The organism is Flavobacterium psychroterrae (genome assembly GCF_018380615.1).
Taxonomy (GTDB): Bacteria; Bacteroidota; Bacteroidia; order Flavobacteriales; family Flavobacteriaceae; genus Flavobacterium; species Flavobacterium psychroterrae.
Genome location: NZ_JAGYVZ010000012.1, coordinates 44,351 through 58,332, shown reverse-complemented (window position 1 = coordinate 58,332; position 13,982 = coordinate 44,351). Strand labels below are relative to the sequence as shown.

At 34.2% G+C, this 13,982-nt stretch carries 9 protein-coding genes; 3 read left to right on the top strand and 6 right to left on the bottom strand.

Going from position 1 to position 13,982, the window contains the following annotated elements:
• The first annotated feature begins 5 nt into the window (after positions 1 to 5).
• Entirely contained in the window at positions 6 to 1,112 is a 1,107-nt protein-coding gene (locus tag KHA90_RS13700; RefSeq protein WP_213301116.1) for an NADH:flavin oxidoreductase, read from the top strand.
• A 448-nt stretch (positions 1,113 to 1,560) separates the two neighbouring features.
• Here KHA90_RS13700 and KHA90_RS13695 read toward each other — a convergent pair whose 3' ends face one another.
• From KHA90_RS13695 to KHA90_RS13680, 4 genes are all read right to left on the bottom strand, one after another.
• Positions 1,561 to 2,673, bottom strand: coding sequence for an acyltransferase family protein (locus KHA90_RS13695; protein WP_213301113.1), 1,113 nt, complete (start codon positions 2,671 to 2,673; stop codon positions 1,561 to 1,563).
• 125 nt (positions 2,674 to 2,798) lie between these two features.
• Positions 2,799 to 3,449 (bottom strand): DUF1349 domain-containing protein, encoded by a 651-nt coding sequence (locus KHA90_RS13690; protein WP_213301110.1) that lies wholly within the window; start codon positions 3,447 to 3,449, stop codon positions 2,799 to 2,801.
• A gap of 123 nt (positions 3,450 to 3,572) precedes the next feature.
• The gene (locus KHA90_RS13685; protein WP_213301105.1) at positions 3,573 to 5,789 is read right to left on the bottom strand and encodes a glycoside hydrolase family 3 C-terminal domain-containing protein; all 2,217 of its coding nucleotides are present in this window, start codon (positions 5,787 to 5,789) and stop codon (positions 3,573 to 3,575) included.
• Positions 5,790 to 6,000: 211 nt separating this feature from the next.
• Positions 6,001 to 7,644, bottom strand: coding sequence for a DUF6377 domain-containing protein (locus tag KHA90_RS13680; protein ID WP_213301103.1), 1,644 nt, complete (start codon positions 7,642 to 7,644; stop codon positions 6,001 to 6,003).
• A 269-nt stretch (positions 7,645 to 7,913) separates the two neighbouring features.
• Here KHA90_RS13680 and KHA90_RS13675 point away from each other — a divergent pair, with 269 nt between their 5' ends.
• Positions 7,914 to 8,258 (top strand): 5-carboxymethyl-2-hydroxymuconate Delta-isomerase, encoded by a 345-nt coding sequence (locus KHA90_RS13675; protein ID WP_213301101.1) that lies wholly within the window; start codon positions 7,914 to 7,916, stop codon positions 8,256 to 8,258.
• Between the two features lie 338 nt (positions 8,259 to 8,596).
• On the opposite strand, the gene KHA90_RS13670 is transcribed toward KHA90_RS13675, so the two are convergent.
• Positions 8,597 to 10,858, bottom strand: coding sequence for an acyl-CoA dehydrogenase family protein (locus KHA90_RS13670; RefSeq protein ID WP_213301099.1), 2,262 nt, complete (start codon positions 10,856 to 10,858; stop codon positions 8,597 to 8,599).
• Positions 10,859 to 11,308: 450 nt separating this feature from the next.
• Positions 11,309 to 12,226, bottom strand: a complete 918-nt coding sequence (locus KHA90_RS13665; RefSeq protein ID WP_213301096.1) for an EamA family transporter — start codon at positions 12,224 to 12,226, stop codon at positions 11,309 to 11,311.
• 104 nt (positions 12,227 to 12,330) lie between these two features.
• Between KHA90_RS13665 and KHA90_RS13660 the strand changes: the two genes are divergently transcribed.
• Complete coding sequence (locus KHA90_RS13660; protein ID WP_213301094.1) at positions 12,331 to 13,749, top strand: aminotransferase-like domain-containing protein; 1,419 nt, start codon at positions 12,331 to 12,333, stop codon at positions 13,747 to 13,749.
• The last annotated feature ends 233 nt before the right edge of the window (positions 13,750 to 13,982 follow it).

Sequence of the window (13,982 nt, the reverse complement as noted above, 5' to 3'; positions counted from 1 at the left end):
TTACTATGAGTACAAACAACCTGTTTTCGCCATTTAACTTAAAAACGTTAAATCTTAAAAATAGAATCGTAATGGCGCCAATGACGCGCTCATTTTCTCCAAACGGAGTTCCAACTGATGAAGTAGCTTCTTACTACCAAAAAAGAGCTGAAGGAGAAGTTGGTTTAATATTATCTGAAGGAACTGTTATTGACAGACTTTCATCATCAAACGATGCTAATGTGCCGCATTTTCACGGTGAAGCAGCTTTGAACGGATGGAAAAAAGTAATAGATGAAGTTCATGCTGCAGGAGGTTCAATGGGACCACAAATCTGGCATATGGGAATCATGGACAATCATCATTCAGGATGGGTTCCGCCAGTACCTTTTGAAGGTCCGTCCGGATTAAACCGACCTGATTTTAGTAACGGAAATACAATGTCTGAAAAAGATATTGAAGATACCATTATTGCTTTTGGAAAGGCTGCTGCCGATGCTAAAAGATTAGGTTTTGATACTATCGAAATTCACGGTGCTCACGGATATTTAATTGATCAGTTTTTTAGAGCTGAAACTAATTTACGTACTGATATTTATGGTGGGAAAACACTTCCGGAACGTAATCGTTTTGCTATTGAAGTGGTTAAAGAAATCAGAAAACAAGTGGGTAATGATTTTGCTGTAATCATGAGATTTTCTCAATTTAAACCTTCTGATTATGATTATAAACTGGCTAAGAATCCACAGGAATTAGAAGCCTGGCTTACGCCTCTTGTTGATGAAGGTGTTGATATTTTACATTGTTCGCAACGTAGATTCTGGGAACCTGAATTTGAAGAATCTGATTTGAACTTTGCAGGATGGGCTAAAAAAGTTACGGGAGCTCCAACTATTACGGTAGGTTCTGTGGGACTTTCGGGAGATTTCTTTGGTGCATTTGCGGGTGAAAGTTCTCAGCCAACTTCTTTAGAGGAATTAAACAGACGTTTTGACAGAGGTGATTTTGATCTAGTTGCCGTAGGAAGACCTCTTTTATCTGATCCTAATTGGGTTGCAAAAATTAAAGCCGGAAAAACCGATCAATTGAAAGGTTTTAGCAAGGAAGCTTTAGGAGCATTGGTTTTAGAATAAATCTTTTTAAGGTTCAAAGAGGCAAAGGTTCAAAGGGACAAAGTTTTAAATTGCCCACGGATAGAACTGGTTTTACGGGTTAACGCTGATTTTTGAATCATTTTAGTCTGTGATATAAGTTTTTTTTAAGGTTCAAAGAGGCAAAGGTTCAGAGGGACAAAGTTTTAAATTTCCCACGGATAGAACTGGTTTTACGGATTAACGCTGATTTTTGAATCATTTTAATCCTATAATCTGTGGCATAAAAAGATGCAATGCTTTGCATTTCTGCGAACAAATTTCTATAAATACAAAAGGGATGAAACACAAAATGTTTCATCCCTTTTTTCGTATGTATAACTAACAAAATAGTTTTAAAAGGTTCATAGGTAAAAAGTTGCAAAAGTTTTCCGGTGATTACCTCAATACTTTTGAACCTTTGTCCCTTTGAACCTTTGCTCCTTTGAACCTATCCCCTTTTGCTCCTTTTCAACAACCAATTGCGTACAGGTTCATCATAGAATTTCAAACATAAAAAAGCTATTGTAATACTTGAAATTAAAACTCCAATTCCTACCAGATAACCATCTTTTAAAGAAACTTTATTATCAATTACCCAAGCGGTATACCAATAAATCAACGGATAATGTGTGATATAAATTGGGTATGAAATATCTCCTAAAGCTTTGCATATTTTGATTGAAAGTGCATTTTTTATTTCTCCTCCGGCTCCAATTGCAACGATTAACGGAAAGAAAATAATGATAACAACTGATTCATATAAACCATTCATCCATAAAGTGCTTTCGTCGCCAATTCTTGGTATTGAAAAAAGAACCAGAATTAGCAAACTGCAAATCCAGAATGCTCCTTTTATATGAATTAATTTTCCTAATCTTGAAAGTAAAACTCCGGCAAAAAACGGATATAATAATCTGGTAAATCCAACATTTAATTGTTCCAGATTTAAAGACCAACCGCCAATAACGTCGCCTTTTGGCCCATAAACCGTGTAATTAATCAGCAATGCGGCGAATATAAAAACAAAGACACCTAAAACTTTATTAGAGAATTTACGAAAGAATAAGGCGTATAAAATATTGGCAATATATTCGAAGAAAAGTGACCATGCAGGTCCGTTAAGCGGATGCATTTCGCCCCAGCCTCTAATTTCCAGCGATGGCGGAACTGGCAATAATGTAAACCCGATAACCATTGTTACAATTACTTTCCAGACTGGCATTCCTGCAATCATCGGGAAAATACCCGAAGCCTGAAAATAGTAAAATATTGCTCCTACGATCATTCCCATAATTACCATGGGCTGTAACCGAATCAATCTGCGTTTGTAAAACTCCCATTGGGTCATTTTTCCCCAGCGATCATCATAAGCATAAGCCACAACAAATCCTGATAAAAGAAAAAAGAAATCAACCGCAAGATAACCGTGATTGATAATCTGATTAAAACGGCTTCCGCCATTATGGGCTTCGAAAATGTGAAATATAACTACTAAAATCGCGGCAACTCCACGTAAGCCGTCCAGTATTTCATAATGTTTTTTTGGTTTAATATCAATCATATTAATTGTTGATTGTTAATGGTTAGTTATTAATGGTTAGTTGTCGTTTATTAGTTATTAATTACTGAATTGTCATTTGATGGTTTTTCATTAATAATTAACAATCAATAATTTATAATTAAAAATTAATTCTCGTGTTTTTTAAGCCATTCTAATCTGCGTTGATCCGGTAAGTGGGTTACTTTGAAATTTTCAAATTTAGCTTCAAAACCTTTTCCGTCCGGTGATGCAGCCATTAAACCTACCATAACTGGCGTATTGTCTTGTAATGGTGCATTTCTGGTCATGATGTAATTTTTGTCATCAAAAGAATAAAATACTTCAACAGCATCTAATCGTCTCACGACTTTGATCCATATAAATGGCGGTGCTTTTTCTAAAGTTGTAACACTCCAATCGCTTTTGTCGTGCGTTACAACGGTGCTGATATTGAATTTTCCGTCGACAAACTCCACTCCGGTTTTGATGTAGTTTTTCTCGTCAATTCGAAGCATTAATCCCATCTGGTCAAAACGGGCGATATAGTTTCCGGTTAGTTTTACTTTTGCTTCAAATTCACCTCCGTAAGTTGCATAATAAAACGGCGCATCATCCACTGTGAATCCGTAATGTGAAATACGCCAGTAATCACTATTTGCCGTAACATTCATAATCAAGGCATTGTCTTTAATTTCCCATTTTTCAGGTTCATTAAACCATTGCATTTTATTCAGGCTTTGCGCCAAAAGATTTTGCGCTAAAAATAAAACTATAGCGCTAAGTACAATTTTTTTCATGTTCTTATTTTTATTTATAAAATACAAAATTCTAACATCTTTCATTTTAACTTTCCTCAAAAAGCAAAGCTGCAACTTTTTACACTTGCAGCTTTACAACCAACCAATTTAGAAATAATGAAATTATTGAAGTGAGAATCCCACTTTAGATTTTATATTTGTAGATGATGCTCCTACGATTGCTTCAAAAGCTCCCGGTTCAGCAACCCAGTCGTGTTTTTTGTCATCAAAAAAGCTTAATGCAGTTTTGTCTACTGTAAAAGTCACTGTTTTTTCTTCTCCCGCTTTAAGCGAAATTTTCTCGAATCCTTTTAATTCCTTAATCGGACGTGGTAATGAAGATTTTAAATCGCTGATATAAAGCTGAACAATTTCTGATCCTTCTCTTGATCCTGTGTTTTTCACTTTTACTGTAAATGTAATCTGATCTGCAGCTGACATTTGTTTTTTATCTGCCGTTACTTTTCCGTATTCAAAAGTCGTGTAACTTAAACCGTGACCGAAAGAGAATAATGGTTTTGCTTTTTGTTTGTCTGCCCAACGGTATCCTACAAAAATACTTTCTTTGTAAGTAACATCTTCTCCACCTGGAAATTCCCCTAAAGCATGAGCGCCGTTATCAGATAATTTTACAGGGAAAGTAAAAGTTAATTTTCCTGAAGGATTTACATCTCCAACTAAAACATTTGCCAAAGCATTTCCTGCTTCTGTACCTAAAAACCAACCTTGTAAAATTCCAGGAACTTCTTTTACCCACGGCATTGCCACAGCATTTCCTGAGATATTTACAAAAACTACATTTTTATTTACTTTAACTAATTCACTTATTAATTTATCCTGTCCGTATGGCAAACCTAATTCCTTACGATCATGTCCTTCATCATCCTGATTTTCACTTTTATTCAAACCTCCAATAAAAATAACGATGTCAGCATCTTTCGCAATTTTCAAAGCTTCGGCAGTCAATTCAGCAGGAGAACGTTTCTCTTCTAAACTTACTTTTGCAATTACTCCGTTATAATTACTTGTTGGATCTCCAACATAACCACGTGCATAAACGATTTCAGCCTGAGTTCCTATTTTTTTCTTTAATCCTTCAAGTGGGGTGATTTCATATCTTGCTTTAAGAGAAGAACTTCCTCCTCCTACAGTCATCATTTTGATTGCATTTTCACCAATAACCGCGATTTTCTTTGTTTTAGAAAGATTAATTGGTAAAATATTATTGTTGTTTTGAAGCAATACGATTCCTTCCTCTGCAATTTTTAAACCTGCCTGAGCGTGCTCTTCTGTTCCAAAAGATCCAAAAGGTCTGTTTTTATCCATTGTTGTTAAGAATGATAAACGCAAAATACGGCGTACTTTTTCATCTAATTCTTTAGTTCCAATTTCACCTTTTCTGATCATTTCAGAGTATGGTTTGGCTAAAAAGTAATTATCATAAGCATTACTTGTTCCCCATGAAAGCCCATTGGTCCAAGAACCAAACTCCATATCTAAACCATTATGAATGGCTTGTTTTGTATCGTTAACTCCTCCCCAATCTGAAACTACAACTCCTTTAAAACCCCATTCTCCACGAAGAATATCGTTTAGTAAAAATTCGTTGTGGCAACATTGCTGTCCTTTATATTTATTGTATGAACCCATAATTGCCCATGCATCACCTTCCTGAACTGCAGCTTTAAAAGCCGGTAAATAAATTTCATAAAGTGCACGATCATCCACAATTACGTTTACAGAGTTACGGTTTGTTTCCTGATTGTTTAAAGCAAAATGTTTTACACAAGCAGCAACTCCGTTTAATTGCACCCCTTTAATATAAGGAACCACCATTTTTGAAGTCAAAAAAGGATCTTCTCCCATATATTCGAAGTTACGACCGTTTAAAGGTGTTCTGTAAATGTTAACTCCGGGTCCTAATAATACATTTTTGTTACGGTAACGTGCTTCTTCTCCAATAGATTTTCCGTATAAAGAAGATAACTCTTTGTTCCAGGTTGCAGAAAGTGCGGTCAAAGCCGGAAATGCAATACAAGAATCATTTGTCCAGCCTGCCTGATCCCATTCGTCCCATAAAACTTCGGTACGAATTCCGTGAGGTCCGTCAGTCATCCAGTTTTCCGGAATTCCTAAACGTTTTACTCCCGGCGAACTAAATTTTGATTGCGCATGAATCATGGCAATTTTTTCCCCTGTTGTCATTCTCTTAAGCGCATCTTCTACACGCTCAGTAATTGGCTTTTTATCATCTAGATAAACCGGAACTTTATTCTGTGCAGTCACACCGATAGAGCTCAACAAAAGTAAAACAACAATTGTTTTAACGTTTTTAAACATAACTATTAATTTATTAAAGCATTTAAGGTACAATCTAAAAGGCACTATAAAGTGATAAATACCTTTTAATAATATTGTAAAGCTAAAACGTTATAGTTCGTCTTGGATTTTTAAACGAAAAAAAGTAGTGAAATAAAAAATCAAATATTTGATTATCAATTATTTAATAAAAAATATAGACCAAAAAAAGTAGTGATTTTAAAATAAAAAATTAGACTTTTAATGAAATTAAGCCAATTTTAATGACCATTTCTTCAAAATCATTTCGGGAAACTGCAGCTTTATTTCGGGCTCTGGTTCTGTAATTATAAATGGTGCTTAAAGAGTATCTCAGAAAAGCTGCAATTTTTACACTGTCGGTAATTCCCAACCGAATCAAAGCAAAAATTCTAAGTTCTGTGTTAAGAAGTTCTCCTTGTTTTAAAATGATTTGTTCTTCCTTAATTAAAAGTGCGTTGAAATCTTTCACGAAAGTGGGATATAAATTCAGAAAGATAATATCAAAGTTTTTGTATAATTCCTCCAGTTCATTATCAACCAAAGTAGTCGATTTTAGCATTTTGTAAATCTCATCAAACTGTTTTGCAGTGGCTTTTTTGTTTAAAATAATACGGTAATTTTCGAGCTTATTGATGTAAGTAGAACAAAGGCTGAAAAAGTGCGCAATATATTCCTCCTTAATATGATTTGATTCTGATAATTGCGCGTTACGTTCCTGAAGCTGATTATTAGTTTCTGTAATGTCTTTGTTTAATTCGGCTAATTTCTGGCTGGTTTCATAAAGTTCTCCACGAATTCTGGACACTTTTTTCATTTGCTTGTAGACATAAATTACGGCTACTATTAAAAATGCCGATAATAAACTGATGCATAAAAGATACAATTGCAAGTCGGTTTTTCGTTTTGCTTCTCTTTCTAAATAAACGGTATTGATGATCGAATACACTTCTGACATTAATAAGGTGCGAAACTGAACATTGCAATAAAGTGCATCTTCAATAGCCGATTGCGTTAATTTATACGCCATATCAACATCTCCAACCTGATAAAAAACCAATGCCAATTCCTGCAGCGAAGCATTGTCTTTATTGGCATTTCTAATATCTGAAGTTGCTGAAAGTGCGTAGTATTTCTTTCTTAATTCTAATTGATGTTTCGCTTCATAAATACTTCCTAAAAGATAGGTAATCATGGCATATTGCGGATTATCTTCTTTTATTGTACTAAATAATTGCAGTAATTGTTTTTCGGCAAGAGCAAAATTTTTCTTGGCCATTACTTGCTGAATCTTAGTAATTTGATAATTCAGCGTATTGGGTTCTAAAACTGTAACTAACGAATCGCGATATTGGCGTATTTGCTGAATGTATTTTATATCATAACTATTTGCAGCATAGTGTTCAAAAAATTCACGATACGCGATATAATACGTTTGAAGCAAAGATCTTGATAATGTATTTTTATTAATATTTTTTAAAATTGCTTCAGATTCACGATATTTTCCCGAAGAGGAATAAAGTGTTACCAATTGCAAATTTGCCAGATTGAGTAATTCCTGATTCTGAAGTTCATTCGCAATTTTCAGATTCTTTTTTACATAAAAAATAGCCGAATCTGAGTTGAATTTCTGGTATTCTGTATATAAGGTTTTGTTGTAATTGTACTCTTGTTCTTTCGTTAAATCTTCGGATTTTATTTTTTTGAAGTTCGCAATACGTTCTTCTTTAAGGCGAACATAATGTGCTTTATTTTTAAGAGCATCGTTTAATTTTGCCAAAATAGTATCTGTGCTATCCGATGAATAAACAGGAATACTTAAAAGAACAAACAGAATAAACGAAAGAAATTTTTTCAAAACAATTAAAATATAATGAGACCCACAAATATAAGAAAGTGTGAATACAAATGTGAATTATTTATAGGTCGCAGATTTTGAATTTCGTAACAGGAAAATTATATGAAAAACTTCGCGGAAAATTCTTTAACACATAGAAACATAGTTTGATTGTGTATAAAAGTCATTTCATTTTACATTAATTCATATAGGTAAAGAGATATTCACACTCGAATGTTTTATGTAAATTTGAATACATTAAATTTCTAATTAAAAAAAACTAAACACAAATGCCTCATTTTATTATAGATTGTTCAGAAAATGTGATTCGGTTAAAATCTGCGGACGATATCATGCAGGAAGTTTTTAATTCGGCATTATCAACGGATCTTTTTATTGCGTCTGAAATTAAAGTTCGTATCAATCCTTTTTCGTACTATAATAACGGAAATTCCTTAGATGATTTTATTCATGTGTTTGGATATATCATGGAAGGTCGAAATGCAGATGAAAAAGCGAAATTATCAAAAGCAATTGTTTCTAAACTAAATGATATTCTACCGGAAGTTCCAGTGATTTCAATCAATATAATGGATTTCGAGAAATCGAATTATTTTAATAAATCTATGATTTAGTATTGCTTGATTGATTAATTGATATAAATAATTTTATGACTAACTAGTTTTTGTTGTAGTATAAATTGGGTTGTTCAGTTTTTTTTCTCGCAGATTTTGCAGATTGAGCAGATTTTTATTTTGACAAAAATGTGCAGACTCAATTTTACCAAAAAAAAAGCTTTGTCAAAGTTTTAAAACTTTGACAAAGCTCTGGTAAAATCTATTCTCTTGCTTCTATTCTCTTGACTCTATTCTTTTGACTCTATTCTCTTGCTTCTATTCTCTTGCCTCTATTCTCTTGCTTCTATTCTCTTCACTCTATTCTCTTGCTTCTATTCTCTTTCTTCTAAAAAATCTTACTTAACAGCAATTGGCGCCGCCAAACAACTTTCCGGAATATCAAAAGCGTTCACTAATGAAACTGCATCGGGACGAATATCCCAACAAAGCTGATTGACCATTTTACGGATTGCTTTTGTTTTTACGGCTTCCATATAACCATCTTCAAGATACCACGCTTTGTTTTTTTCTATTTGTGAAAGAGCATATAAATGATTTAGTTTTGTCAAAATTTCTTTTGATTTTTGATCTTCGACTTCTTTTATTGCTAATTGAAATTGTTCTAAAACCACTCTTTCTAAATACGCCTGAGCGACATCGATCATTTGGTGTTGCACGACATTAAAAGCATCGTAAGGTTCTAAACCACCGTCGACTAATTTTTTAATTCGTCGTGCGGCAGAAGCCAGAATTGTTTTTTCTCTATGAATAAAAGCCTGTAGATGAAACTCTTCGTCTAATAAATGTTCATCATCTGTTTTGCGGGTTGCAATAGGATTTTTTTCTGTAATGGCTGTTTTTGCATTTTCATAAACATAATTGATAATGCCTGCAGCTCCCATTTCTCCAAACGCTTTTCTGAATTCAGACAATCTATTTTTAGCTACTAATTGCATCAAAACGGTATTATCCCCTTCAAAAGTGGTGTAAATTTCGGTATCATTTTTTAAGGCATCGATTCGGTTTTCAGATAAATATCCTTTCCCTCCTATTGCCTCTCTGCATTCCTGCAAAATATCTCTTGTTGACCAGGTTGAATACGATTTCATTCCGGCAGCGAGCGCTTCAATTTCCTGCATTTCCGGTTCGGTTTTATTCAGGAAACGTTTCGTAAGATATTGCAGGGCAAAATGTACGGCGTAGGTTTTAGCCAACGGAGGAAATAATCTGCGTTGATGCATTCTGTAATTTAAAATCGGAACTTCTGATCCTCCCTCTGGTCCAAATTGTCTACGTTGATCGCTGTATCGAATGGCAATTGTCAATCCTGATTTGGCTGCAGCCAAAGCCGAACGCGGAATCCCGATTCGTCCTCCAACCAAAGTACCTAACATGGTAAAGAAGCGTCGGTTATCACTCGGAATCGGGCTTTCAAATTCGCCTTTATCATTTACCGAAGCAAAACGATCCAGCATATTTTCTTTCGGAATTACGACATTATCAAAACTAATTGTTCCGTTATCTACGCCGTTTAATCCCATTTTATGTCCGCAATCACCAATTGTGATTCCGTTTAACGTATTTCCTTTTGTATCTCGTAACGGAACAACAAATGCATTTACGCCATAATCGTGCCCGTCGATAATTAATTTGGCAAAAACGGTCGCCATTTGTCCGTGAACTGCAGCGTTCCCAATATATTCTTTCTGCGCATTTTTATTGGGCGTATGAATCGTAAACGTTTGATCGTTATGATTATAAGTTGCTGTAGTTTCCAGTCCTTTTACGTTTGAACCGTGATGTGTTTCGGTCATTGCAAAACAACCCGGAATTTTTAGACTTCCAATATCTTTTAGGTATTTGGCATAATGTTTTTCGGTTCCTAAAGATTGAACGCTCATTCCCCAAAGTCCAAACTGAACGCCAAATTTTATCACTAAACTCAAATCGTGGTAACTCAAGGTTTCCATAATAGCAAAATAATCGGCTATGTTTTCTCCTCCGCCATGTCGTGCCGGATATGCCATATTGCCCAGATTTTCGTCTGCGAGAATTTTACACCAATTGTAAACGGTTTGACGATATACATTAATATCTGTTGAAGTTTCATAAGCAAATTCAGGTCTTGAAATCACCGATTTTACTTTGTTGATTATCGCTGCTTCTTTTCCATTTAAAATGTCCGTTATCTTCTGAATATCAAAATCACTGTTGGTTTGTGAATTTGCTGTAAAAGAATGGGCTTTGGTTTTGAAATTCTGAAGTGCTTCTTCGCCTAAAATCCCAAGGTCATTTTCTAATTTTATAAAATCAGATTCTAATTTCGAAATATCGAGATCTTTTTCAGAAAGTGCTACGGCAATATCAAATATTGATTTTATGTCTTCTTTATTTTGAATGCTGTTTTCAATATCTGATTTCCATTGTGCGAGTTCATTTCGCGAAGGCGGATTTGAAATGTCTAATCTTGAAACAAGTTGTTGTTTTTCTTCGGGCGAAAGCCATGTCAAATCATTGATAAATGTCTGAATGGTTGTAAACTCTTTCTGAGTCAGCAAATCATCAGACCACACTAAATAAAATAACGGAATAAAGGCTTGAAGTTTGGTATTTTTCATATAAATATAGTTCTGTTTGTATTGTTTTTTGCCACTCCCAATAGCTATCGGGATTCACAGATTAAAATGATTTTTTAATTGCTTTGTGTGACAAGTATTTTTCTACACTTTATTGCATAAAAAATCAGGAATGAAAATACTCATTCCTGCTTTAATACGCTGTTAAGATTCTGGTAATTTTAATTAAAGTTGTTGAGAGTAAAAAAGTTTGCCACGAATTACACGAATTTTCTCGAATTTTTTATCTGCCAGATCTATAAAAATTTTAAGTTTTTTCGGGACTAATTCAAGAATTATTTTGTTACCCAAACAGAATAAAAATTCGTGTTTATTCGTGCAATTCGTGGCAAAAAAAAACAGGAACGAAAAAATAATCATTCCTGTTTAAATATCCTGTAAAGATTCTGGTAATTAACATTTTAAACCAATAAAAAATATAATAACCTAACGTTACTTCGAATCTTTGGATATTGTGGTAAATCTTTGCTTTATGGCAAAAATATGATGTGAATTAAAAACTAATACTGCAAGAAAAACAATGCAATAGGCTATAACTTGTATGTCGCCAATTGGTTCGTGATAAACGAAAATTGCCAACAGAAAAGCAATCATTGGGTTTATGTTTAAAAGCATTCCTACTGTTGATGAATTAATACCGGAAAGGGCATACAAATTAAGGAACAACGGAAAAATAGTGAACAAAATCGCGATGGTTTCTATACAGAAATAAAACTTAAATTCTGTTGGAACTGGTCCGCTATATGCGGGATAAATAGGCACTAAAAATAATGCTGCCAATGTAATATGAAATGTCAGGATTATGAATTTGTCAAACCCTTTATTGACACGCTGGCTTACTAAATAAGAAGCGTAAGTGAAACCGATAATAATACTGAAAAACATATCCATTATATTGGCATATGATAAAAGTACACAACCGGAAATGCTTAATCCTACTGCCATCCATTGGGTTTTGCTGAGTTTTTCATGCAATATAAAATACGCCAGCAATGTGGTTAAAATTGGACAAACCAAATAGGCTAATGAAGTCGCTTTTACACTAACATGATTCATTACATAGATAAATGTAAACCAGTTTGCCATTAAAAAAACGCTTCCGCCAATGTTCAATAAAACTGTTTTGCGTTTCTCAAAAGCTGACATCGATTTAAAGGTTTCTATTGCTTCTTTTATTCTTTTTCTTTTGAAAGTAAAAGCAATAATCAACATTAAAATACTACAGCTAAAAACGCGATAGAATAAAATATCAAGAGACGGATATTCGTGTATTGGTTTTAAAACCAAACTAAAAAATCCCCAGATTATAAAGCAGGTTATTGCGGCTAAGTAGTATTTTGTTGTTTTCACAAATCTTGGTTTTTGTTTAGTTTTCTTATTAAAGCAAATTTCTAAAAAATAAAACAGCAATACAGATACAGTTTTTGTAAATTGCACCATAACAGTTTTTTTTTATGAAAAATTCCAATTACTTGTATGTGCAATTTGCTGACAGAATCGAAAAACAGATAAAATCAGGCGTTTTAAATGTTGGAGATAAGCTGCCTTCAATCCGTGAAGTCTGTGCTGAAACCGGCTACAGCATGAGTACGGTAAGTAAAGCATATTATGAAGTCGAAAGCAGATCGTTAATTGAATCGCGTCCACAATCCGGTTATTATGTGAGTAATACATCGGCACGAATTATTACAGAACCTTCGCCAAGCAGTCCTATTTTAAAATGCGTAAATGTTGATCGTGAAGATTTAATCGATCAGGTTTATGGTAATATGACGGATAAAAATATCACAATGCTTTCGTTGGGTTTTCCTTCAAATGAGCTTTTGCCGATTGCGAAATTAAACAAGGGAATGATTCAGGCGATGCGAGAATTGCCAAATAGCGGAACGAGTTACGAACAGGTAAAAGGAAATCCAAATTTAAGAAGGGAAATTGCAAGATGGTCTTTTACATGGGGCGGATCTTTAACAGAAGAAGATATTATTACAACGCCGGGTTGTACAAGTGCGATATCGCATTGTTTAATGACGCTGACGAAACCAGGAGATACTATTATTACTGAAAGTCCTGCGTACTTTGGAATTTTGCAATTAGCTAAATCGCTGGGATTGTATATCATGGAATTGCCTACAAACATGACTACGGGAATTGAGTTAGATGCCTTAAAAAAAGCACTTTCGACTAAAAAAGTAAAATTGTGTTTGCTGATGAGTAATTTCAGTAATCCGTCCGGAAGTATGATGCCGGCTGAGCATAAAATAGAAGTGGTTAAATTAATGGAGTTTTATAATATTCCGTTGATTGAGGATGATATTCACGGCGATTTGTACTTTGGCTCCAGCCGACCTACAAATTGTAAAACCTATGACGAAAGCGGAATTGTATTGTGCTGCAGTTCTGTCTCTAAAACTCTGGCTCCGGGATATCGAGTGGGTTGGGTTTCGCCGGGGAAATTTAAAAAAGAGATTTTACGCAACAAAATTTATCACTCGCTCTCCTCGCCTACTATTACGCATCAGGTTGTTGGAGATTTTCTTAAAAATGGTCGGTATGAGAATCATCTTCGAAAAATAAGACAGATTTTGAATCATAATTGCAATAATTACATTAATACTGTTCTGGAATCTTTCCCAAAAGGAACTAAAGTAAGTCAGCCGCAAGGTGGATTTTTTCTTTGGATCGAACTGGATAAAAGTATTGATACGGCGGCATTTTATCATCTTGCAATGCAGCATAAAATTAGTATTGCGCCTGGCAGGATTTTCTCTTTTCAGGATCAGTTTTCAAATTGTATGCGATTGAGTTTTGGTTTACCGTGGACGAATGAATTGAGACAATCAATACAGATTTTAGGAAGATTGCTTCATAGGTAATCACAATTGATTAAATGTGATTTTTTTTAACACATAGAAACATAGCTTTTTGGTTTTAAAAAAAAGTAAACAAAAAGAAATACATTTCTTTCACATCAGCCTCTTATGTGTATTTAAACAAGTGAAACGCCTTTTTTTAAGCAGATAAATTCTATGTTTCTATGTGTTAAAATAATTTGCAGATTAGCATAAAAAAAGCCAGACAACAGTTTTTATACACGTTGTCCGGCTAA

Coding starts and splice junctions, on each gene's coding strand:
- KHA90_RS13700 (WP_213301116.1), top strand. CDS start 6: ATGAGTACAAACAACCTGTTTTCGCCATTTAACTTAAAAACGTTAAAT.
- KHA90_RS13695 (WP_213301113.1), bottom strand. CDS start 2,673: ATGATTGATATTAAACCAAAAAAACATTATGAAATACTGGACGGCTTA.
- KHA90_RS13690 (WP_213301110.1), bottom strand. CDS start 3,449: ATGAAAAAAATTGTACTTAGCGCTATAGTTTTATTTTTAGCGCAAAAT.
- KHA90_RS13685 (WP_213301105.1), bottom strand. CDS start 5,789: ATGTTTAAAAACGTTAAAACAATTGTTGTTTTACTTTTGTTGAGCTCT.
- KHA90_RS13675 (WP_213301101.1), top strand. CDS start 7,914: ATGCCTCATTTTATTATAGATTGTTCAGAAAATGTGATTCGGTTAAAA.
- KHA90_RS13670 (WP_213301099.1), bottom strand. CDS start 10,858: ATGAAAAATACCAAACTTCAAGCCTTTATTCCGTTATTTTATTTAGTG.
- KHA90_RS13660 (WP_213301094.1), top strand. CDS start 12,331: ATGAAAAATTCCAATTACTTGTATGTGCAATTTGCTGACAGAATCGAA.